Genomic DNA, 21,433 nt, shown 5'->3' with positions numbered 1-21,433 from the left:
GGCATGGTCCGGGGCTTTCTCCCCATGAATGGTGGCTGCTGGCCACCCGGAAAACGTCGATGTCGCTGATCCGCTCGCTCTTCACCGTCAAACCCATTGAGGCCTCGCTCGCGGCCAGCGACAACCTGCGTCGTACGCTGGGTCTCAAGGACTTGATCGTGCTGGGCGTGGGCGCGGTGATCGGCGCCGGCATTTTCGTGATCACCGGCCAGGCGGCCGCCGAGCATGCGGGCCCGGCGCTCACGATCTCGTTCGTGCTGGCCGGTCTGGCCGCCGCGCTGGCGGCGCTGAGCTACGCGGAGTTCGCGGCCATGCTGCCGGTGTCGGGCAGCGCTTATGTGTATGCCTACGCCACCTTTGGCGAACTGCTGGCCTGGTTCATCGGTTGGAACGTGGTGGCCGAATACCTGCTGGCGGTGTCAGCGGTGGCGGTGGGCTGGTCCGGCTACGGCGTGGGACTGCTGCACAGCATGGGCATCGAGGTGCCGGCCATGCTGGCGAACGCTCCGCTGGCCTTCAAGGACGGCCATTTCGTGGTCACCGGTGCACTGATGAACCTGCCGGCCTTGCTGGTCGTCGCCGCGATCACGGCATTGCTCTACGCCGGCACGCGGCAATCCACGCTGTTCGCCAGCGTGGTGGTGGTACTCAAGGTGCTGGTGGTGATCCTGTTCGTGGTGTTTGGCCTGCAGTACATCGATACCTCGCTGTGGCATCCCTACGTGCCGGCGAATCAGGGCGGCGAGCATTTCGGCTGGTCAGGCGTGTTCCGTGCGGCGACCAGCGTGTTCTACGCGTACATCGGTTTCGATGCCGTGGCCACCGCGGCGCAGGAAACACGCAACCCTCAGCAGAACGTGCCGGCGGGCATCCTCATCTCGCTCGCCATCTGCACCGTGCTCTACATCGTCGTGGCGGCGGTACTCACCGGCCTGGTGCCGTATGCGGAGCTGGCCACCGCCGAGCCGGTGGCGACGGCGCTGGCTGCACATCCGGCGCTGGCGTGGCTCAAGGTGCTGACGCAGATCGGTGCCGTGGCAGGGCTTACCTCGGTGATCCTGGTGATGCACATGGGCCTGGCGCGCATCCTCTACACCATGGCAGGCGATGGTCTGTTGCCGCGCACGTTTGGCGCCGTGCATGACCGCTTCCGCACGCCGCATCGCACGACGGTGCTGGTGGGTATCGTGGGCGGCTTGCTGGCGGCAGTGTTCCCGCTGAGCCTGCTGGGCGACCTGCTGTCGATGGGCACACTGCTTGCGTTCGCCACGGTGTGCGTCGGCGTGCTGGTGCTGCGACGCACGCGCCCGGACCTGCCGCGCGGTTTCCGTGTGCCCGCAGCGCCGGTGGTCTGTTCGCTGGGCGTTGTCGTGTGCTTGTTCCTGCTGGCGCAGATGAACGCCGGCAACTGGATGTTGCTGGCCGGCTGGACCGCCATCGGCATGCTCATCTACATCGGCTACGGCTACCGACACAGTCGCCTGCGTTCGCGCGGCTGACTTCCTGCGACAAGGCGACGATGGCTCTCCATCGTCGCCGCATGACAAGGCCTACCAGACGCGAAAACGCTCGTTGGTCTCGAAACGTTCGATGTAGTGATCCAGTCCGTGGACGTTGAGCGGGTGCCGGTTGTAATCGACGTGACGATATTCGGGTTCGTTGGTGGCAGCGATCTCGTCGAGTTCGAGCTGCGAGATCGCCGTGAGTCGGGGGGCGAGGCCGGATGAAACGGCATCGCTTGGGCGGCGGATCGTACTCATGCTGTGACTCCTGCGTTCGAATGCGCGCTTGGTTGGAGTCTTCGTTCCCATGCAGTGTGGGGAGTCCCGCATGGGGCCTGCATCCCTGCCTGTTTAAAGCGCGTCGCGCCGTGGTGCGTGGGGTGAGGTCGGCCCGGTGGCTTCGCTTCCTTCAACATTCGGATGCAGCAGCGGCGGAAAAGGTTGCCTCGGGGAAAAGGTAGCCATCGCTGATCCGTGACACGAGCTTAGGCTATCGCCATTGCAGGGCAGTGACGCGGGCCATTGGGCATGTATCGGCGCACGATTCTTGGCCTCAGTGATGCATCACATGAGGCTCGACACGCGTGAGTGGGATGTCCGTCTAGAACAGTACGCCCTGGTCCACCAGGATCTTCACCGGCGCGAAACTGCGGCGGTGATGCGGGCAGGGACCGAGCTGTTTCAGGGCCGCGAGATGTTGCGGCGTGCCGTAACCCTTGTGCACGGCAAAACCGTAGCCGGGATGTTCGCGATCAAGTTCGACCATCCAGCGGTCGCGGGTGACCTTCGCCAGAATGGATGCCGCACTGATCGACGGTTCCAGGCCGTCGCCACCCACGATGGCGCGCCCGGCGCAGGGCAGTTCGCGGGGCAGTGCGTTGCCATCGATCCATGCCTCGTGTGCCGCCGGCGTAAGGCCAGAAAGCGCGCGACACATGCCCGTCATGGTGGCCTGGAAAATATTGATGCGGTCGATTTCATCGGACATCACCATCACGATGCTGTACGCCAGCGCGCGATCGATGATCTTTTCGTAGAGCGCCTCGCGCTTGCTTTCAGTGAGCTTCTTGGAATCGTCGAGGCCACGAATGCGCGGTTTCGATGGGTCCAGGATCACCGCAGCCACGGTCACGGGACCGGCGAGCGGCCCGCGACCGGCTTCGTCAACGCCGGCAATCAGGCGTGCAACAACCGTTTCCGCATTCGTGGTGTTGTCACGCTGCTTGGTCATCACCTCAGCCACGGGGCGCCTCGATCAGCTCGGCCACGGCATCGGCGGCAAGATCGCCTGCATGTCCTTCAAGGTCGCCGCGCAAGGCCAGGTGCAATTGCTCGAACGCGCCCACGATGGCACCGCGTCGCTCGCTGTCGTGAAACAGCGACAGTGTGGCGTCGGCGAGTTTGTCGACGGTGAAGTCGTCCTGCATGAGTTCCGGCACGAGTACCACGTCGTCGCCCATGCCGCTCGCACGCGCCAGGATATTGGGCAGCGAATAGACGTCCGTCTTCAGCATGTTCATCGCACGTGCAATGCGATAGCTCACCGGCGAAACGCGATAACCCACCACCATCGGCCGCTTCGCCAGCATGGCTTCCAGCGTGGCCGTGCCCGAGGCGAGCAACACGACATCGGCCGCCAGCATCGCTTCGTGCGCATGGCCATCGACGAGCTGCGGTGCGCTTTCGTCGGTGGCGTCGCCAATCAGCTGTTTCAGCGTGGCGTGCACGCGTTCGTTGGCGGCAGGTATGACGATGCGCAGGCCGGGCAGCTGTGCCGCCACCTTGCGCGCAGCCGCGATGAAAGCCGTTCCCAGCTGCTTGATCTCGGAGCCGCGACTGCCGGGCAGCACGGCAAGCACGGGAACGTTCTGCGGCAGGCCAAGGAAATCACGCGCGCCGACACGATCGGATACCAGGGCAAAGCGATCCGCCAGCGGATGACCGACGAAACGCGCGTCGATGCCGTGCCGCGCATAGATGGCCGGTTCCATCGGGAACAGGCACAACACGCGATTTGCGCTGCGGCCGATTTTCTCCGCACGCTTTTCGCGCCACGCCCACACGGACGGGCTCACGTAATGCACGGTGCGAATGCCGGCTTCGCGCAGGCGCTTTTCCACGCCGAGGTTGAAATCCGGTGCGTCGATGCCGACCACCACGTCGGGACGCGCGGCGATCAGGCGCGCAAGCAGTTCCTTGCGCAGCTTGAGCAGGCGCGGCAGGTGCGACACCACTTCGGCAAAGCCGAACAGCGAGAGCTCCTTGATGTCGTACCAGGAGTCGAAGCCCATTGCCTTCATGCGCGCGCCGCCGATGCCGACGAAGCGGGCTTCGGGATAACGGCGACGCAGTGCCGTGATGAGGTCCGCGCCGAGCTGGTCGCCGGAGTCTTCACCGGCGATGACAGCGATGGTGGGAGCTCGTCTGATGACTTCGATATCAGACATGGCGTGACATCAACCGGCTGGGAGAGCCAGAGCGCATGCCTGATGGGTTGATATGAGCTCCGCTCATATCAACGCGCCAGCGAACGCTCACTGCGGTCGAGAAATTCCAGCATGGCGCGAACGTCATCGCTGTCGTTGGCTTGCGTGCTGAGCTGCTCGCGTGCATCGGAAAGCGTCAGGCCAGCCATGTAAAGCGTGCGATAGGCGCGCTTGATGGCCGAGATGCGCGTGGTATCGAAACCGCGGCGCTTCAGGCCTTCGCTGTTGATGCCGCGCGGACGGCCGCGCTGCTCGTTGGCCATCATCACGAATGGCGGGACATCCGAACCCAGCAGGCAGCCCATGCCGATGAACGCGTGCGCGCCGATCTTGCAGAACTGGTGTGCGCCGGAGAAACCCGCCATCACCACCCAGTCGCCCACTTCCACGTGGCCGGCGAGGGCGGAGTAGTTGGAGAACACCGTGTTGTTGGCGATCTGGCAATCGTGCGCGATGTGCACGTACGCAAGAATCCAGTTGTCATTGCCAATGCGCGTGGCGCCGCCTTCCCCGGTACCGCGGTTGATGGTGACGAATTCGCGGATCTGGTTGCGGTCGCCGATGATCAGCTCGGTGCGCTCGCCGGAGAACTTCTTGTCCTGCGGCGCGCCGCCCAGCGAAGCAAACTGGCTGATGCGGTTGTCACGGCCAATGCGAGTGGGACCCTCGATCACCGCGTGCGGACCAACCACCGTCCCTTCGCCAATATGCACATCGGCGCCGATGACGGTGAACGCGCCGATGCTGACGTCATGGGCAATGACGGCAGAAGGATCGATCTGCGCGGTGGGATGGATCATTTGTCGGACCTCGCCGCGCACATCAGTTCGCAGCTGGCCACTTCCTTGCCGTTGACGATGGTGCGCGCTTCGAACAGGCCCATGCTGCGCAGCAGGCGCTTCAGTTCCACTTCAAGGCGCAGCTGGTCGCCCGGCACCACGGGTGCGTTGAAGCGCGCGTTGTCCACCTTGGCGAGGTAGAACAACGGGCTGCCGGTGGTGCCCTTGAGGCGGCTGGAGATCTGGGTGAGCAGACCGGCAGCCTGTGCCATGGCTTCCACGATCAGCACGCCCGGCATCACCGGGTGCCCCGGGAAATGGCCCTGGAAGAACGGCTCGTTGATCGTCACGTTCTTGATGGCAACGGCACTCTTGTCCGGCACCAGCTCGATCACGCGGTCCACCAGCAGGAACGGGTAGCGATGCGGCAGCAGCTGCTGGATCTGTTCCACGTTCACGGGAAGGTGGAAGGGCACGGTCAGGTCACTCATTGTTGCTGTCCTTCTCCAGCGCCGAGAGACGGCGCACGTATTCGTCGAGATGCTTGAATCGGGCTGCGTTTTTCCGCCATTGGCGGTTTTCCTGCAACGGTACGCCCGAGGAGTATTCACCGGCCTCGCGTATGGAGTGCGTGACCAGGCTCTTGGCGGTAATGGTAACCCGGTCGGCCACTTCCAGATGGCCCAGCACGCCGGCGTTGCCGCCGATCATGCAGTAGCGGCCGATCTTGGCGCTGCCGGCCACGGCCGCACAGCCGGCCAGGGCCGTGTGCGCGCCGATGTAAACGTTGTGGGCGATCTGGATCTGGTTGTCCAGGCGCACGTCTTCCTCGAGCACGGTGTCGTCCAGTGCGCCGCGGTCGATGGTGGTGTTGGCGCCGATCTCGCAATCGTCGCCGATGCGGACGCCGCCAAGCTGCGGAAGCTTGATCCAGTGGTCGCGATCAAAGGCCAGGCCAAAGCCATCCGAGCCAATCACCGCGCCCGGATGCACCAGCACCCGCTTGCCCAGCGTGACGCGGATGACCAGGGTGACGCGCGCCACCAGGCGGCACTGCGCCCCCACGGTGCACTCGGGGCCGATGATGCAGTGCGGGCCGAGGATGGCGCCGTCTTCAACGACCGCGCCGTCCTCGATCACGCAGCCCGGGCCAATGCTTGCCGTGGGCGCCACGCGTGCGCTCGGCGCGACGACTGCCGTGGGATGGATGCCCTGTGGTGCTGCGGGCAGGCGCTCGAACAGGGCCGCGATCTTGGCGTAGGTCACGTAGGGATCGCGCGCCACCAGCGCCGGGACCGGGCTGTCGGCCACGTTCTCTTCGCGCATCACCACCACGCCGGCGCGCGTGCCGGTGAGTTGCGAGGCGTACTTGCTGTTGGAAAGGAAGCTCAGCTGGCTCGGGCTGGCGCCGGCAAGGGTGCCCACGCCATCGATGACGCGGGAACCGTCGCCGTGACAGACAAGGCCGAAACGCCCGGCCAGCTCGGATACGGTGATTTGGAAAACGCTCATGTCAGCTCCCTGCAATCGGGACATTGTAGGGCGGCCCGGCTGGGGCATCAAAAAATCGCCGGGACGATATTCACGTTGCGCCAGCGATGGCTGCAAGGAGCGGGAGCGGCGGCCACCACAAAAAGAAAGCGCGGCCTGAGCCGCGCCTTCTGTATCGCCCTTGAAACGTTCGGCGCCTTAGAACTGGCTGCCGAAGGTGAACTGGATGCGCTCTTCGTAGTGACCGTCGTCCGCCTGGGTGCGCAGCGGCACGGCGAAGTTGATGATCAGCGGACCGATCGGCGCCTGCCAGTGCAGCGAGATACCGGTGGACACGCGCAGCGTCTTCGCGGTGAAGCTCTGGTAGTCCTGGTAGGCGTTGCCGACGTCCACGAACCACGACACGCGTGCCGTGTTGATGTCCTTGAGGAACGGCAGCGGCAGGTACAGCTCGGCCGTGCCCAGCACCTTGAATGCGCCACCCAGCGGCTGTGCGTAGCTGTACACGCTGCCGTTGCAGTAGCCGTTGGGGTCCGGGGTGATCGGCACCGTCTTGCCGGCAGCGTTGGTCGTGGTGCCCACGCAGACACGGGGACCCAGGGTGTTGTCCTGGAAGCCGCGCACGTCGCGCACACCGCCGGAGTAGAAGTTTTCCCAGAACGGGAAGGTGATCTTCTCGCCGGCCGTGTAGAGGCCATCTTCGCTGCTGTTGTCGAAGGTCTGGCCGTAGGTCTTGCCGTAGCCGACCTGGCCGTCCACGTACAGCACGAAGCCCTTGCCGATCGGCCAGTAGTGGTTCGCTTCGCCCATGATCTTGTAGTACTGCACGGTGGAACCGGGCAGGGCGATATCGGTGGACAGCGAGATCAAGCCACCGCGGGTCGGTGCCCAGTAACCGTTGCGCGTATCGTGGTTCCAGCCCAGCGTGGCATCCCACGTGTGGATGGTCTGGTGACCCAGCGCGTTCTGGTAGTCGATCAGCACCTGCGGCGAATAGTTGGCCGTCTCGGTCACGAGATTGCCGTTCGTGTCCGTGGTCAGGTACTGGTAGCTCAGGTTGATCTTGTTGCTGCTGATGCCCAGGCCCGCACGGACGTTGTCCGTTTCGGAAATCGGGAAGCTCAGGAAGCTGGAGAACGACTTCAGCGAGCTCTCGTAGTTCACGAAGTCGCTGTTGGTGTCGCCGTAGTTGCTCTTGGTGTAGCCGGCGTTGTAACCGATACCCACGCCGCTATCGGTGAGGTACGGGTTGAAATAGCTGGCGTTGATCGAGGTGGAGTAGTCGCTGCGCGACGCGCCCACGGTGAAGCTGTCGCCGGTGCCCATGAAGTTGTTCTGCGACACGGAGGCCGACAGGATGATGCCCGAGTACTGCGAGTAGCCCACGCCGAACATCAGGCTGCCGGCGGACTGTTCTTCCACCTTCACGGTCAGGTCGACCTGGTCTTCGGTGCCCGGCACAAGCGCCTTGTCGATGTTGACGGTCTTGAAGTAGCCCAGGCGCTGCAGGCGGATCTTCGAACGGTCGATCGCCGGCTGCGAGAACCAGCTGCCTTCCAGCTGGCGCATTTCACGACGCATCACGTCGTCTTCCGTGCGGGTGTTGCCCTGGAAGATCACGCGGCGCACGTACACGCGCTTGCCTGGCTCGATGTAGAGCGTCAGGTCGACGGTGCGCTTGTCCTTGTCCAGCTTCGGCACCGGCGTCACCTTGGCGAACGCATAGCCGATGCTCGCCAGGATGTTCTTGATGGCGTTGGTGCTCGCTTCGATCGCCTTGCGGTTGAAGGTGTCGCCCTTGTGCACATACACCAGCTGGTGCAGCGCGTCCTCGGGGAGGATCAGCTCGCCGAGCAGGTGCACGTCGGAAATGGTGTAGATGTCGCCTTCCTTCACGCTGGCGGCGATGTACATCGAGCGCTTGTCCGGCGCGATGGTCACCTGCGTGGAGTCGACGCCGAAATCGGCGTAGCCGCGATCCATGTAGTACGACTGCAGCTTCTCCAGGTCGCCGGAGAGCTTTTCACGCGAGTACTGGTCGTCCTTGGAATACCACGACAGCCAGTTGGACGTGCTCGACTCGAAACCCGTGCGGATTTCCTTGTCGGTAAACGCCTTGTTGCCGACGATGTTGATTTCCTTGATCTTGGCAACCTTGCCTTCGCGGATTTCGATATCGATGGCGACGCGGTTGCGGTCAAGCTGCGTCACGTGCGGTTCGACCGACACGTTGTACTTGCCGCGGTTGTAGTACTGGCGCACCAGTTCCTGCTGCACGCGATCGAGCGACAGGCGATCGAAGGTTTCGCCTTCGGACAGGCCGATTTCCTTCAGGCCCTTGCGCAGGTCGTCTTCCTTGATGTCCTTGTTGCCGCGCAGGTTGAGCTTGGCGATGGACGGGCGCTCGGTCACCTTGATGACCATGATGTCGCCTTCGCGGTCGATCTCGACGTCGCTGAAGAACTTGGTCTGGTACAGGGCGCGGATGGCGCGCTGGGCGCCTTCGTTGGTCAGGCGGTCGCCGCGGTTGATCGGCAGGTAGTTGAGCACCGTACCGGCGGAAATGCGGCTGAGACCATCAATGCGGATATCGGAAACGACGAACGGCTCGAAAGCGAGGGCATTGGCAGAGAGTGAGGCAAGCAGGATCAGGGCGGCGATACGCTTCATCGTCGATTCCGTTGTTTTTGTTCCGATGAGGCGACCGTCAGGACGCCCCGATCAATACGTGAAGCCAGGACAAGCCCAGCCTTGAAAGGGTGCTTGCATCTTCCCCAGATGCGCCGGGTGAACCACCGCCATGTTTCCGCGGCCAGCGCTCGGGGCGCCTTGCTGCGGATACGCCTGTCCATCGGACATCGCGCGACTTTCGGCAAAGCCGACACGCGTCACGAGGGCAGGAAGCGGTGGATGTCGTTGTAGAAAGCCAATCCCATCAACGTGAATAGAAGAACCAGGCCGACATACTGACCGGCCATCATCGCACGTTCACTGACGGGGCTGCCCTTGACCAACTCAATAAGGTAATACAGCAGCCAACCACCGTCCAAGACGGGAATAGGCATCAGGTTGAGGATCGCAAGACTTAGCGAAACCATTGCCAGAAAACTCAGGAACCAGCCCACGCCCATGCTGGCGGACGCGTTGGCGACCTGGGCAATGCCGATCACGCCCGACAGGTTCTTGGCAGAAGCCTGTCCGGTCAGCATCTTGCCGATCATGTTGAAAGTGTTGGTTGCGCTGATCCAGGTGCTTTCCAGCGACGCCTGCATGGCCTTGATCGGCCCATAGCGCACCAGCGCCTGCTCCGGCTGCGGCGGGCGGATACCGATCAGCCATTGCTCGGGATGGCCTTCCACCGACTTCCTGACGGCGGTAACGGTGAGCGTGAGCGGCTGGCCGGCGCGTTCAACCACAATGGTCAGGCGCGGCGACTTGGGCGCTTCGTTCTTGACCAGCTCGGCGAAGGCATCGAAATCGGCCACGGGCTGGCCGTTGACGCTGACCAGATGGTCGCCGCCCTGCATGCCGGCCGCCTGGGCCGGGTCGCCGGAGGTGACCGTGGCGGCGATGGCCGGCAGCGGGGCGAGCTTCAGGCCGAGCTTGTCGAAGTATTGATCGACAGTCTGGCCGGCGGGCAATTGTTCGAGCGGCAGCACCACCGTGCGTTCGGCGCCGTCGGTGCCGCGCACGCGCATGGGCATGGACTCGCGGCTGAGCAGGCCGTTGGCCACGGCATCCAGCGAATCGCTCCAGGTCGAAAGCTCGTGGCCGTCGATGCTGACAATGCGGTCGCCGGTGCGCACGCCTGCGTCGGCCGCCATGCTGTGCGGTGTGGCGGCAACCAGCGGGGCATAGTCAGGCTTGCCCACCAGGAACATCAGCCAGAACGCGAAAAGGGTAAAGATCAGGTTGAAGCCGGGACCGGCGGCAACGATGGCGATGCGCTTCCACACCGACTTGCCGGTGAACTCCTGGCCGGCCAGTGCGGGATCGACATCGCCTTCCCGCGCGTCGAGCATCTTCACGTAGCCGCCCAGCGGAATCATGGCGACCTGGTATTCGGTGCCGTCCTTGCCGATGTGCTTCCAGATGGCGCGACCGAAGCCCACGGAAAAACGCAGCACCTTGACGCCGCAGCGCCGTGCTACCCAGTAGTGCCCGAATTCGTGAAAGGTCACCAGCACGCCAAGCGTGACGAGCAACCAAAACACTGAGCCAAATACACTATTCATCAGTAAGAGCTTAACAGGCTTGTCAGCACACGTTGCGAAGGATGCGGCGGGCGGCCTCGCGGGCCAACCGGTCGCGTTCATTCAGGGTCTGGACATCGACCACGGGTTGCGCCGGCAGTTCCGTAAGTACGCTCTCGACGAGATCGGCAATGCTGAGGAAGGGCAGTGCGCCGGCCAGGAACGCCTCCACGGCGACCTCGTTGGCGGCGTTGAGGATGGCGGTGGCGTCGCCGCCCTCGCGCAGCGCCTGGAAGGCCAGCGCAAGGCAGCGGAACGTGGACAGGTCCGGCTGCTGAAAGGCAAGAGGCGCACACGCGGCCAGATCCAGCGGTGCGACGCCCGCGCCGATGCGAGTGGGCCACGCCAGCGCGTGCGCGATGGCCGTGCGCATGTCGGGGTTGCCCAGCTGCGCGAGCACGGAGCCGTCCACGTATTCGACCAACGAATGCACCAGGCTTTGCGGGTGTACCAGCACCTCGATCAGATCGGGCGCCGCGCCGAACAGATGGTGTGCCTCGATGACTTCGAGACCCTTGTTCATCAGGGTGGCCGAATCCACCGAAATCTTGCGACCCATCACCCAATTGGGATGCTTGCAGGCCTGTTCCGGCGTGACGCTTGCCAGCTCGGCGCGCGTGCGACCGCGAAACGGGCCGCCTGACGCCGTCAGGATAAGGCGGCGCACACCGCTGGCGGCCAGATTCGGGCGTCCGCCGGGCAGGCACTGGAAGATGGCGTTGTGCTCGGAATCCACCGGGATCAGCTCGCCGCCGCCGGCCGCCAGCGCGTCCAGCAGCAGCGTGCCGGCCATCACGATGGATTCCTTGTTGGCCAGCAACAGGCGTTTGCCAGTGCGCGCGGCCGACAGGGTGGAATCCAGTCCCGCCGCACCGACGATGGCGGCCACCACGGTGTCGCAGAGCGTGCCGGACACGGCCTGGGTGATGGCATCGTGCCCGCTCGCGACATCGCAGCGAACGCCGGCGGCATTCAGGCGACGCGCGAGGTCGGCCTCCAGCGCGGGATCGGCGATGACTGCCAGCTCGGGGCGAAAACGAACGCACAGCTCCGCCAGTGCCGCGACATTGCTGTGCGCCGTAAGCACGGTCGCGCGGAAGCGGTCGGGGTGGCGGGCGATGACGTCAAGCGTGCTGCCGCCGATCGAGCCGGTGGCGCCCAGCACGGCGACCTTGCGAAGCGTTGGACTCATAGACCCAGCAGGAGCAGGCCGGCAGCGAACACGGGCAGGGCCGCGAATACGCTGTCCAGGCGGTCGAGCATGCCACCGTGGCCGGGGAACAGGTTGCCGGAATCCTTCACGGCAGCGTGGCGCTTCATCAGGCTCTCAAACAGATCGCCCACGATTGAGGCAATCACCATGAACACCGACAGCACGAGTAGACCGACCAGCTTGCCGCCGGTGACGCCAAGCATCATGCCGCCCGCCACGGCGACGATCGCCCCCGCGGCGAAGGCGCCGTACACGCCGGCCCAGGTCTTGCCTGGGCTGATGGTGGGGGCAAGCTTGCGACGGCCGAACTGGCGACCGCTGAAATAGGCGCCGATATCGGCGGCCCAGACCACGAACAGGGCGAGCAGCGTCCACCAGTTGCCGCGTGCGGACGAACCATGGATGGTCACCACGGCTACCCAGGCAGGAACGATCACGAGCAGTCCCGCGCCCAGCTTGATCAGGCAGTTTTCACGCGTGGGTGCAGCGCCGAAGGCGAAGTGGCGAAGCCACTGGCAGACCACGATCCACCAGGCAACGCCCATACCGATCAGCACCGGCCACGCAATGCTGTCGCGCACCAGCCAGCACAGCACAAAGGCGATGCCGGTAATCACGATAAGACCGGCGCGGGGCGCGGCTGTCTTGAGGCCGGACAGGCGAGTCCATTCCCACATGGCGGCCAGGAACGCGATGGCTACGATCGCTGCGAACACGCCCGCGGGCGCCAGCAGGATCAGCAGGATCACCAGCGGTGCGAGCAGCAGTGCGGTCAATGTGCGCTGGAGCAGCATGCGTGTCCTTAAGCCTTCTTTGCCACTTGTTCGCCGGTCTTGCCGAAGCGGCGTTCCCGGCGTGCGTAATCGTCGATGGCGCTCTTGAGGCTGGCCTCGTCGAAATCCGGCCACAGGGTATCGGTAAAGTGGAGCTCAGCGTAGGCAAGCTGCCACAAAAGGAAATTGCTGACCCGGCATTCGCCGCCCGTGCGGATGAAAAGATCCAGTGGAGGCAGCTCGGAAAGGCAGGTCCACTGGCCGAGCAGCTTCTCGTCGATCTGATCGGCACGCAGTTCGCCACGTGCCACTGCTTCGGCCGCCTTGCGCGCGGCCTGCACGATGTCCCAGCGACCGCCGTAACTGACGGCAATGTTGAGATGCAGCGCGTCGTTGCCTGCGGTGCGGTTCATGGCCGCCAGCATGCGCTGGCGCAGTCCGGGCTCGAAACTTTCCAGGTCGCCTACAAAGCGAAGACGCACGCCGTTGCCGTGCAGCTCGTCCACTTCCTTGTCCAGCGCGCGGACAAACAGTTCCATCAGTGCGCCGACTTCGTCCTGCGGGCGCTGCCAGTTCTCGCTGGAGAACGCGAACAACGTGAGCACCTTCACGCCATGCTTCAGGCAGTTTTCGACCGTCGCGCGCACGGCTTTGCGTCCGGCGTTGTGGCCGAACGTGCGAGGGCGATGACGGAGTTTTGCCCAGCGGCCATTGCCATCCATGACGATGGCAACGTGGCGCGGGACCCGCGCGGGATCGGCGCTGGTCATGGTGCGAGGACGATGACGCTCCTCAGAGCGCCATCAACTCCTCTTCCTTGTGCTTGACGACGCTGTCGACGTCCTTCACGAAACGATCGGTGAGCTTCTGGATTTCGTCTTCTGCCTTGCGTTCGTCGTCTTCGGTGATCAGCTTTTCCTTGAGCAGGTCCTTGACCTGCTGCATGGCGTCGCGACGCACGTTGCGGATGGCGATCTTCGCTTCTTCGCCTTCGCCCGCCACGTGCTTGGCCAGCTCGCGGCGACGCTCTTCGGTGAGCGGCGGCATGTTGAGGCGGATGGTGGTGCCGGCGGTGTTCGGCGTGATGCCGATGTCCGACGCCATGATGGCCTTCTCGATCGGAGCGACCAGCGTCTTCTCGAACGGCGTGATGATGATGGAGCGCGAATCACCCAGCGCCACCGTAGCCACCTGGTTCAGCGGCATGTCCGAGCCGTAGTACGGCACCTTGATGCCATCGACCAGCGCGATGCTGGCGCGGCCGGTGCGCAGGCGCGTCAGTTGGTGCTTGAGCGAATCGATGCTCTTGCCCATGCGGGTCTGGGCATCGTTCTTGATGTCGTTAAGCATGGGAAACACCCCTCGAACCGTGCAAGCCGGCGAGTATAGCAGGGGGCTACAAGGTGTTGGTGTGGCGCAGATGTGGCGCGGGCCGGGTCATCGAATGACCCGGCCCGCGTGTGTTGCAGCACGGCATAAGCCGCCTCTCCCGTGGGGGAGCGTGCGAAGAATCAGCCTTCGGACACCAGCGTACCAATGGCCGCGCCCTTCATGATGTCCATGAGGTTGCCGGCGACCGTCATGTCGTAGATGCGCAGCGGCATGCCGTGGTCGCGGCACAGCGCGATGGCGGCGGTGTCCATCACGGCCAGCTTGCGTTCGATCACCTGGTCGTAGGTGAGCGTGTCGTAGCGCGTGGCATCGGGGTGGCGCGCCGGGTCGGCGGTGTATACACCGTCCACCTTGGTGGCCTTCAGCAGCAGGTCTGCACCCACTTCCACGGCACGCAGTGCGGCGGCGGAATCGGTGGTGAAGAACGGGTTGCCGGTGCCAGCGGCGAACAGCACGATGCGACCCTTTTCGATGTGGCGCACGGCGCGGCGACGAATGAAATCCTCGGCGACGTCGTGGATCTGGATGGCGCTCATCACGCGGGCATAGCCGCCGCGACGCTCAATGGCATCCTGCATGGCCAGCGCATTCATCACGGTAGCCAGCATGCCCATGTGGTCGCCGGTGACGCGATCCATGCCGGCAGCCGCCAGGCCCGCGCCGCGGAAGATGTTGCCGCCGCCGATGACGACGCCGATCTGGATGCCGGCCTTCTGAACTTCGATGATTTCGTCGGCGAGGCGACCGATGACCTTGGGGTCGATGCCGTAGTCGGCTTCGCCCATCAAGGCTTCACCGGAGAGTTTGAGCAGGATGCGACGGTACTTCAGTGATTCGCTCATAAGGTCTCCGGATTGTGTGATGCAAACCGCCGCATTGTAGCGGCAGTGACGCACGCCCGTAAGAGTTGCGCGATCGGTTAAGTGGAATCTTGCGTGCAGGGGAGGGCGCTGGCCCTGCCTGTGGATGGTTTCGCGCGCCAGGTTGCATTGTCGGGGCATAAAAAAAGGCCGCGGTTTCCCGCGGCCTTTTTCGAACTCAGGAAATGCGGGGTCTTAGACCTGCATCGCCTTGGCCACTTCGGCCAGGTAGTCTTCCTGCACCTTCTCGATGCCTTCGCCCACAGCCAGGCGAATCACGGACACCACGTCGGCGCCTTCCTTCTTCAGGACGTCGCCCACGGTGGTGTTGGTGTCCAGCACGTACGGCTGGCCGACCAGGGTCACGTCCGAGACGATCTTGTTGATCTTGCCGGAGATGATCTTCTCGAGGATTTCGGCCGGCTTGGCCTTGTCCTTCTCGGTCATCTGGCTCAGCGCGATTTCCTTTTCCTTCGCGATGAACTCGGCCGGGACGTGCTCCGGCTTGATGTGCGGCGGGTTCATGGCGGCCACGTGCATGGCGATGCCCTTGGCCAGCTCTTCCGAGCCGCCCTTGAGCGCCACGATCACGCCGATCTTGCCGCCGTGCGAGTAGGTGGCCAGCGGGCCATCGTTCGCGACGTGGGCAATGCGGCGCACTTCGATCTTCTCGCCGATGGTGGCGGTCTGGGACTTGGCGGCAGCCTCGACGTTGTCGGCGCCCGGGAAGGCAGCAGCCTTGGCGGCGTCGATGTCGGTGGCGCCGGAAGCCAGCACGGCCTCGGCCACTTCGTTGGTGAACTGCACGAAGTTCGGCGCCTTGGCGACGAAGTCGGTTTCGCTGTTCACTTCGACCAGCACGGCGTTGCCGTTGGCCTGGGCGGTAGCGATGCGGCCTTCGGCGGCAACGCGGTCAGCCTTCTTGTCGGCCTTGGCCAGGCCGGTCTTGCGCAGGTATTCCACAGCGGCGTCGATGTCGCCGTTGTTTTCGACCAGCGCCTTTTTGCAATCCATCATGCCGGCGCCGGAGCGCTCGCGCAGTTCGCTAACCAGTTTTGCGGAAATGGCAGTCATCTGGGTTCCTCAAAATCTTTGATGCGCCCCGACCCTTTCGGGCCGGGGCAGGGAAGGCTTACTCGCCGTCCGACGACGATTCGTCGTTGCGGCCGCCGCGGCCACCGCGACCACCGTCACGACGCGGAGCGCCGGCACCCTTCTTGGCCGGGCCGCGGTTGTTGCGGTCGTCACGGCGCGGGGCAGCCTTGCGCTCTTCCTTGGCAACCGGGTTGCCTTCTTCGTCGAGTTCGACGAAGTCGTTGGCGTCGCCCTGGGCGGCAGCCGGCGCAGCGGCCTTGCCTTCCAGGATGGCGTCAGCGGCAGCACGGGCGTACAGCTGGATGGCGCGGATGGCGTCGTCGTTACCCGGGATGGCGTAATCGACCAGTTCCGGGTTGTAGTTGGTGTCGACCACGGCGATCACCGGGATGCCGAGCTTCTTGGCTTCCTGCACGGCGATGTCTTCATGACCGATGTCGATGATGAAGAGGGCGTCGGGCAGACGGTTCATGTCCTTGATGCCGCCCAGCGAGTTCTCGAGCTTGTCGCGCTCGCGACGGCGGGCCAGCACTTCGTGCTTGACCAGGCGGTCGAACGAACCGTCGGTTTCGGCGGCTTCCAGTTCCTTCAGGCGGGCAACCGACTGCTTCACGGTACGGAAGTTGGTCAGCATGCCACCGAGCCAGCGGGCGGTGACGAACGGCATGCCGGCGCGTGCGGCTTCTTCAGCCAACGGCTCGCGGGCCGAACGCTTGGTGCCGACGAACAGCACGGTGCCGCGCTTCTGGGCGATGGCCGACAGGAAGTTCATCGCGTCGGTGAAGAGCGGCAGCGTCTTCTCGAGGTTGATGATGTGGATCTTGCCGCGGGCGCCAAAGATGTACGGGGCCATCTTCGGGTTCCAGTAACGGGTCTGGTGACCGAAGTGGACGCCAGCTTCGAGCATCTGGCGCATGGTGACTTGTGCCATGGGTAAAACTCCGATTGTTGGGCCGGCCTGAAAGGCGTAGCCCGGGGGTTGGGACCTCCACGTATCCCCGACTTCGACCCCGATAGCCCGTTATGATTGGAAGGGCTGATCGAGGCACCCCGAAGACGGTGCCGATGCGTGTGTGGCGTTTAATGTGTCCAATCAAGGACTTGAGGGCTTGTGCCGCAGGGCGGTTACAATCTCCCCCTGTTCTGCGACGACCGCTTGAACCGGTGAAAACCGATATCCCGGGTCAGCAAAACTTGGAAATTGTAGCCGGTGCGCCGGCAGTGCGGCAAGTCGCTGGAAAATCAGCAGGTTTGCCGCCATGTGAGTGGAACTATGGCAGTCACCCTGAAAACCCCCGAAGACATCCAGGCCATGCGTGAGGCCGGCAAGCTGGCGGCCGAAGTGCTCGCCATGCTCAAGGAGCACGTGAAGCCTGGCGTGACCACCGAAGACCTCGATCGCCTGGCCTACGAGCACATCGTGAACGTGCAGAAGGCCATTCCGGCGAACGTGGGCTACAACGGCTTTCCCAAGACGTTGTGCACCTCGGTCAACCACGTCATCTGCCACGGCATCCCGACGCCCGGCAAGGTGCTGAAGGATGGCGACATCATCAACCTGGATGTCACCGTCATCAAAGATGGCTGGCACGGCGACACCAGTCGCATGTATTTCGTCGGCACCCCGTCGGTGCTGGCCAGGCGCCTGGTGGATACCACCTTTGAATCCATGATGCGCGGCATCGAGGCCGTTCGTCCCGGCGCCACGCTGGGCGATGTGGGCGCGGCGATCCAGAAGCACGCCGAAGCCGCCGGTTTCTCGGTGGTGCGCGAGTACTGCGGGCATGGCATCGGCAAGGTCTATCACGACGAGCCGCAGGTGCTGCACTACGGTCGCCCCAGCACGGGTCTGGAGCTGAAGAAGGGCATGACCTTCACGGTCGAGCCGATGGTCAACGCCGGCAAGCCGCAGACCAAGCAGCTTCCCGATGGCTGGACGGTGGTGACCAAGGATCACTCGCTCTCGGCGCAGTGGGAGCACACCATTGCGGTGACCGATGATGGATTCGAGATCCTGACGCCCTGGCCGGACATGGCCTGAGGCGATGCGTCAAAAGGGCTGCTTCGGCGGCCCTTTTTTTTATGCTTCCTCGCTTTCCGGGAAGGAAAGCGCAGCGGAACCCGGGTCATCACGCGCTGACGCCTGCACGCATGCCTCATGCGTGGCAGACTTGCTGCATTGCCACACGCGTCCGTGTCCATGTCCATTGCCCCGATCGTGCTGCCCCCTCTGCCACGCCTGCCAACGGCGGTGCCGCGCTCGGGTGTATCGGCGGATGCACGACGCGCCCTGCGTCAGTTGCTGGGGGACATGGATCGCGCGCTGGCCACGGCGTTCGGTCACGGTGCTGACGCCACGGCGCTCGCCCATCGGCGCAGCGAGTCGGTGCAACGCGTCGTCGTACACGTATGGACGGCCTGCCTGGGCGATGTCAGCGATGCGGCATTGTTTGCCGTGGGCGGCTTCGGTCGTGGCCTGCTGTTTCCGCATTCGGACGTCGATTTGCTGGCGCTGGTCGGGCCATCCGAACCGGCGCGCCTGCGTGCACTGGAACAGTGTTTTGCTACCTTGTGGGATATCGGCCTGAAAGTAGGGCACGCGGTACGCGATCTCCCGCAGTGTCGCGCCTTGGCGAAGCAGGATGCCAGCGTGTTCACCAGCCTGCTCGATGCGCGTCGATTGGTGGGCGATCCGGCGATGGAAGCGGGGCTGAAGGCGATCGTGGACGACCCCGCACTCTGGCCGCCTGCTGAGTACCTTGCCGTACGCCTGGCCGAACGCGACACGCGCCATGCGCGTTACAACGACACTGCTTACAACCTTGAGCCCAACCTCAAGGATGGTCCCGGGGGCCTGCGCACGCTCGATGCATTGCGTTGGCTGGGGCGCCGCCTTGCGCATGCGGACGATTTCGAAGACATGGTGGCCGAAGGGCTGCTCGATCCTGCGGAAAAGGACAGCCTGGAACAGTCCAAAGCCACGCTGCGTCGTTACCGCTTCGCCTTGCATCTGGAAGCCGGGCGCGCGGAGGAGCGGTTGCTGTTCGACTATCAGCGCGCGCTGGCAGCGCGGCTGGGTTTCCAGGACGAGCACGAGAAAAACCTGGGCGGCGAGCAGTTCATGCAGGGCTATTACCGCGCGGCCAGTCAGGTGGAGCGGCTGGGCGTGCAGATCGCCGAACGCTTCGAGGAAATGCTCGAGCCGCCCGCATCCCCCCAACCCGTAGGCGAGGATTTCGTGCGCTATGGCAAACGCCTCGCGGTGCGCGATCCCGATCTTTTCATGCGTCGCCCGGCATCGCTGGTCGAAGCGTTCATTGCGCGACTGGGTGAGCCCGGCATCACCGGTTTCACGGCGGACACCATGCGCCGCATGCATCAGGCGTCGGCGGCGCTGGATCGCGAGCTCGCCGACGATCCGCAGGTGCTCGCCGCTTTCCTTCGCCTGCTGCGCCTTGGCGCACCAGCGGTGGAGGCCATGTGGCGCATGAACCGCCACGGCTTGCTTGCGGCCATCCTGCCGGCGTTCGGCAAGGTGTTCGGCCGCATGCAGTACGACCTTTTCCACGTATATACGGTGGACGAACACACGTTGCGCGTGCTGCGCAATGTGGCGCGTTTTGCCGACGCCAGCGCTGCCGGTGAGTTTCCCATCGGCTGCAAGATCTGGCCGACCTTGCCCAAACCCGAACTGCTGTTGCTCGCCGCGTTGTTCCACGACATCGCGAAGGGGCGTGGCGGCGATCATTCGGTGCTTGGCGAAGAAGAGGCGCTCGCTTTCGGTCGGCGCCTGCAGCTGCCGGAAGAAGACACGCAACTCGTCGCATGGCTGGTGCGCCAGCATCTGTTGATGAGCACCACGGCGCAACGCCAGGACATCACCGATCCGGACGTGGTGAATCGTTTTGCCGAAACGGTGGCAACCGCCGACAGGCTGGATTACCTCTACCTGCTGACCATTGCCGACATCATCGGCACCAGCCCCAAGTTGTGGAACGGCTGGAAGGACCGCCTGCTTGCCGATCTGTATTCGGCGACGCGTTACGTGTTGCGCAGCGAGGACGAATTGCCGTCCGACGCCACCGCGCGCGTGCGCGCCTGCACCGACGAGGCGCTGGCGCTGCTGGCGCAGGAAGGTGTTGGTGCCGACGTGTGCCAGCGCGTGTGGCGCGGCTTTCCCGAATCCAGTTTCCTGCGTCACCGCCCCGAGCAGATCGCGTGGCAGACGGCGGCCATCGTGCGTGCGAAAGGCGTCACGCCGCTGGTGGAAGTTCACCCGAAATCCGTGCGCGGCACGACGGAGTTGTTCGTTTACACGCCCGATCGCGATGGCCTTTTCGCCGCGGTAACGGCCATGCTCGATCGCATGCATCTTTCGGTGATGGAAGCGCGCATTCTCAGTTCGTCGGCGGGCATGGCGCTGGATACGTTCCTGCTGCTTGAATCGGACACGCAGCAACCGGCTTCGCCCGAGCGTGCCGACGAGCTGAAGCAGCGCCTGCACCGTGCGCTGTCGCAGCCGGGGCATGTGCATCAACCCTCGCGTCGAAGCATGTCGCGTCACCTCAAGCATTTTCAGGCGGCGCCGAAAATTTCCTTCAGCACGACCAACGGCCGCACGCGTCTTGCGCTGGTGTGCAGCGATCGTCCCGGCCTGTTGGCTGCCGTGGCTCAAGGCATGATGGATGCCGGCGTGCGCGTTCACGATGCGCGCATCGCCACGTTCGGCGAGCGCGTGGAAGACTTCTTCCTGATCACCGATCGCCACGACGCGCCGCTCAGCATCGAATTGCAGGATCGCCTGCTGCATGCCCTGCTCGAACGATTGGGGCCGGCGAAGGAAAAGCGCGCATAGCGTCACACGCAAGAACTTGGCACGCGGGCCTTCAGCGGGTGTAATGCCCGCCCCGCGTTGACGACGTCGCTCGTTTCCCCGCGCGGGATGTGCCGTTTCCAAGGAATTCCACGCTGTATGAATACTCCCAAGCTCTCCCTGGCCCTGATCATGGGCCTGTCTTGCTGCGCGCCTGCCCTTGCCACGTCCGTCACCGCCGCTGGCGGCGACGGTTCGGTCGGCATCGATTTCGGTGTACCGCTTTCGAATGAATTTCGCGCTGATCTCGGTTACCTGAAGACCGATGACCGCCGTGGCGATGCGGACGTCTATTCCGCGGCGCTCATGTTCGCGCCGGCGTCGCGTGACATTCATTGGGAAATCGGTGCGCGCTACCAGTACCAGGATGCGCGTTATGCGTCGGGCGGCGGCGTGGGCCTGGGTGGCTCCGTGCTGATTCCCACCGGCATCCGCTGGCTGACCGTGGGTGGCTACGGGTTCTACACGCCGGAAGCGCTCACGCATGGCGACATGAACCACGCCTACGACCTGGGCGCGCAGGTAAACGTGCGGCTGGGCAGCAGCGTCTCGCTGTTTGGCGGTTACCGTCGCATGCGTACCGAGTTCGACGGCATCGGCAGCCGCGATCTCTACAAGGGACCGATGTTCGGTATCCACGTGGGTCTGTAAGGCCAGGCGCCTGCGCCGCGATGCGTCGGCGCAGGCGCTGACTCGCGATAGACGGCTTTTCTTGT

The 21,433-nt window shown here is 64.1% G+C and carries 19 protein-coding genes; 4 read left to right on the top strand and 15 right to left on the bottom strand.

The features are described 5' to 3' along the window. Positions 1 to 59 precede the first annotated feature (59 nt). Positions 60 to 1,499 (top strand): amino acid permease, encoded by a 1,440-nt coding sequence (locus DK366_RS17115; RefSeq protein WP_109126782.1) that lies wholly within the window; start codon positions 60 to 62, stop codon positions 1,497 to 1,499. A gap of 51 nt (positions 1,500 to 1,550) precedes the next feature. Here the strand turns inward: DK366_RS17115 and DK366_RS17110 are convergent, their stop codons facing one another. From DK366_RS17110 to rpsB, 15 genes are all read right to left on the bottom strand, one after another. After that, the gene (locus DK366_RS17110; RefSeq protein ID WP_109126781.1) at positions 1,551 to 1,760 is read right to left on the bottom strand and encodes a hypothetical protein; all 210 of its coding nucleotides are present in this window, start codon (positions 1,758 to 1,760) and stop codon (positions 1,551 to 1,553) included. 343 nt (positions 1,761 to 2,103) lie between these two features. Next, a complete protein-coding gene (locus DK366_RS17105) occupies positions 2,104 to 2,733 on the bottom strand; it encodes a ribonuclease HII (protein ID WP_109126791.1) in 630 nt (209 codons plus the stop codon). Between the two features lie 4 nt (positions 2,734 to 2,737). Further along, on the bottom strand, positions 2,738 to 3,949 hold the full coding sequence (gene lpxB / locus DK366_RS17100; protein ID WP_109126780.1) for a lipid-A-disaccharide synthase: 1,212 nt from the start codon (positions 3,947 to 3,949) through the stop codon (positions 2,738 to 2,740). Positions 3,950 to 4,017: 68 nt separating this feature from the next. Then, positions 4,018 to 4,788, bottom strand: coding sequence for an acyl-ACP--UDP-N-acetylglucosamine O-acyltransferase (gene lpxA, locus DK366_RS17095; protein ID WP_109126779.1), 771 nt, complete (start codon positions 4,786 to 4,788; stop codon positions 4,018 to 4,020). Further along, entirely contained in the window at positions 4,785 to 5,258 is a 474-nt protein-coding gene (gene fabZ / locus DK366_RS17090; protein ID WP_046972869.1) for a 3-hydroxyacyl-ACP dehydratase FabZ, read from the bottom strand. Before fabZ ends, lpxA begins: the two co-directional genes overlap by 4 nt. Further along, positions 5,251 to 6,279 carry a UDP-3-O-(3-hydroxymyristoyl)glucosamine N-acyltransferase gene (gene lpxD / locus DK366_RS17085; RefSeq protein WP_109126778.1) on the bottom strand — a complete coding sequence of 343 codons (1,029 nt, stop codon included), beginning with the start codon at positions 6,277 to 6,279 and terminating at the stop codon, positions 5,251 to 5,253. The genes fabZ and lpxD overlap by 8 nt, the downstream gene beginning before the upstream one ends. A gap of 177 nt (positions 6,280 to 6,456) precedes the next feature. After that, positions 6,457 to 8,928: an outer membrane protein assembly factor BamA gene (gene bamA, locus DK366_RS17080; protein ID WP_109126777.1), complete on the bottom strand. Its 2,472-nt coding sequence runs from the start codon at positions 8,926 to 8,928 to the stop codon at positions 6,457 to 6,459. 218 nt (positions 8,929 to 9,146) lie between these two features. Then, on the bottom strand, positions 9,147 to 10,493 hold the full coding sequence (rseP, locus tag DK366_RS17075; RefSeq protein ID WP_109126776.1) for an RIP metalloprotease RseP: 1,347 nt from the start codon (positions 10,491 to 10,493) through the stop codon (positions 9,147 to 9,149). Between the two features lie 22 nt (positions 10,494 to 10,515). Then, on the bottom strand, positions 10,516 to 11,703 hold the full coding sequence (locus DK366_RS17070) for a 1-deoxy-D-xylulose-5-phosphate reductoisomerase (RefSeq protein WP_109126775.1): 1,188 nt from the start codon (positions 11,701 to 11,703) through the stop codon (positions 10,516 to 10,518). Then, a complete protein-coding gene (locus tag DK366_RS17065) occupies positions 11,700 to 12,518 on the bottom strand; it encodes a phosphatidate cytidylyltransferase (protein ID WP_109126774.1) in 819 nt (272 codons plus the stop codon). The genes DK366_RS17070 and DK366_RS17065 overlap by 4 nt, the downstream gene beginning before the upstream one ends. An 8-nt stretch (positions 12,519 to 12,526) precedes the next feature. Beyond that, positions 12,527 to 13,267 (bottom strand): polyprenyl diphosphate synthase, encoded by a 741-nt coding sequence (uppS, locus tag DK366_RS17060; protein WP_109126773.1) that lies wholly within the window; start codon positions 13,265 to 13,267, stop codon positions 12,527 to 12,529. A 22-nt stretch (positions 13,268 to 13,289) separates the two neighbouring features. Next, a complete protein-coding gene (gene frr / locus DK366_RS17055; RefSeq protein WP_109126772.1) occupies positions 13,290 to 13,847 on the bottom strand; it encodes a ribosome recycling factor in 558 nt (185 codons plus the stop codon). A gap of 161 nt (positions 13,848 to 14,008) precedes the next feature. Continuing rightward, positions 14,009 to 14,731 carry a UMP kinase gene (gene pyrH / locus DK366_RS17050; RefSeq protein ID WP_109126771.1) on the bottom strand — a complete coding sequence of 241 codons (723 nt, stop codon included), beginning with the start codon at positions 14,729 to 14,731 and terminating at the stop codon, positions 14,009 to 14,011. Positions 14,732 to 14,944: 213 nt separating this feature from the next. Then, complete coding sequence (gene tsf, locus DK366_RS17045) at positions 14,945 to 15,823, bottom strand: translation elongation factor Ts (protein ID WP_109126770.1); 879 nt, start codon at positions 15,821 to 15,823, stop codon at positions 14,945 to 14,947. 58 nt (positions 15,824 to 15,881) lie between these two features. Then, positions 15,882 to 16,775: a 30S ribosomal protein S2 gene (rpsB, locus tag DK366_RS17040; protein ID WP_109126769.1), complete on the bottom strand. Its 894-nt coding sequence runs from the start codon at positions 16,773 to 16,775 to the stop codon at positions 15,882 to 15,884. A 342-nt stretch (positions 16,776 to 17,117) separates the two neighbouring features. Here rpsB and map point away from each other — a divergent pair, with 342 nt between their 5' ends. The 3 genes from map (at position 17,118) to DK366_RS17025 (ending at position 21,368) form a co-directional block, all read left to right on the top strand. Then, the gene (map, locus tag DK366_RS17035) at positions 17,118 to 17,885 is read left to right on the top strand and encodes a type I methionyl aminopeptidase (protein ID WP_109126768.1); all 768 of its coding nucleotides are present in this window, start codon (positions 17,118 to 17,120) and stop codon (positions 17,883 to 17,885) included. Between the two features lie 159 nt (positions 17,886 to 18,044). Next, positions 18,045 to 20,699: a [protein-PII] uridylyltransferase gene (gene glnD / locus DK366_RS17030; protein WP_109126767.1), complete on the top strand. Its 2,655-nt coding sequence runs from the start codon at positions 18,045 to 18,047 to the stop codon at positions 20,697 to 20,699. A 117-nt stretch (positions 20,700 to 20,816) separates the two neighbouring features. Further along, positions 20,817 to 21,368: a YfaZ family outer membrane protein gene (locus DK366_RS17025; protein ID WP_157956598.1), complete on the top strand. Its 552-nt coding sequence runs from the start codon at positions 20,817 to 20,819 to the stop codon at positions 21,366 to 21,368. The last annotated feature ends 65 nt before the right edge of the window (positions 21,369 to 21,433 follow it).

The organism is Dyella sp. C11, assembly GCF_003121485.1.
Lineage (GTDB): Bacteria > Pseudomonadota > Gammaproteobacteria > Xanthomonadales > Rhodanobacteraceae > Dyella.
The sequence above is the reverse complement of the archived record's forward strand: the minus strand, read 5'-3'. Positions and strand labels throughout refer to the sequence as shown.

Excerpts from the sequence above, each read along its gene's own strand:
- uppS (WP_109126773.1), bottom strand. The coding sequence starts at position 13,267 with ATGACCAGCGCCGATCCCGCGCGGGTCCCGCGCCACGTTGCCATCGTC.
- DK366_RS17070 (WP_109126775.1), bottom strand. The coding sequence starts at position 11,703 with ATGAGTCCAACGCTTCGCAAGGTCGCCGTGCTGGGCGCCACCGGCTCG.
- DK366_RS17110 (WP_109126781.1), bottom strand. The coding sequence starts at position 1,760 with ATGAGTACGATCCGCCGCCCAAGCGATGCCGTTTCATCCGGCCTCGCC.
- glnD (WP_109126767.1), top strand. The coding sequence starts at position 18,045 with ATGTCCATTGCCCCGATCGTGCTGCCCCCTCTGCCACGCCTGCCAACG.
- lpxB (WP_109126780.1), bottom strand. The coding sequence starts at position 3,949 with ATGTCTGATATCGAAGTCATCAGACGAGCTCCCACCATCGCTGTCATC.
- rseP (WP_109126776.1), bottom strand. The coding sequence starts at position 10,493 with ATGAATAGTGTATTTGGCTCAGTGTTTTGGTTGCTCGTCACGCTTGGC.
- lpxA (WP_109126779.1), bottom strand. The coding sequence starts at position 4,788 with ATGATCCATCCCACCGCGCAGATCGATCCTTCTGCCGTCATTGCCCAT.
- DK366_RS17105 (WP_109126791.1), bottom strand. The coding sequence starts at position 2,733 with ATGACCAAGCAGCGTGACAACACCACGAATGCGGAAACGGTTGTTGCA.
- pyrH (WP_109126771.1), bottom strand. The coding sequence starts at position 14,731 with ATGAGCGAATCACTGAAGTACCGTCGCATCCTGCTCAAACTCTCCGGT.
- frr (WP_109126772.1), bottom strand. The coding sequence starts at position 13,847 with ATGCTTAACGACATCAAGAACGATGCCCAGACCCGCATGGGCAAGAGC.
- lpxD (WP_109126778.1), bottom strand. The coding sequence starts at position 6,279 with ATGAGCGTTTTCCAAATCACCGTATCCGAGCTGGCCGGGCGTTTCGGC.
- DK366_RS17065 (WP_109126774.1), bottom strand. The coding sequence starts at position 12,518 with ATGCTGCTCCAGCGCACATTGACCGCACTGCTGCTCGCACCGCTGGTG.
- DK366_RS17115 (WP_109126782.1), top strand. The coding sequence starts at position 60 with ATGTCGCTGATCCGCTCGCTCTTCACCGTCAAACCCATTGAGGCCTCG.
- rpsB (WP_109126769.1), bottom strand. The coding sequence starts at position 16,775 with ATGGCACAAGTCACCATGCGCCAGATGCTCGAAGCTGGCGTCCACTTC.
- map (WP_109126768.1), top strand. The coding sequence starts at position 17,118 with ATGGCAGTCACCCTGAAAACCCCCGAAGACATCCAGGCCATGCGTGAG.
- tsf (WP_109126770.1), bottom strand. The coding sequence starts at position 15,823 with ATGACTGCCATTTCCGCAAAACTGGTTAGCGAACTGCGCGAGCGCTCC.
- DK366_RS17025 (WP_157956598.1), top strand. The coding sequence starts at position 20,817 with ATGAATACTCCCAAGCTCTCCCTGGCCCTGATCATGGGCCTGTCTTGC.
- fabZ (WP_046972869.1), bottom strand. The coding sequence starts at position 5,258 with ATGAGTGACCTGACCGTGCCCTTCCACCTTCCCGTGAACGTGGAACAG.
- bamA (WP_109126777.1), bottom strand. The coding sequence starts at position 8,928 with ATGAAGCGTATCGCCGCCCTGATCCTGCTTGCCTCACTCTCTGCCAAT.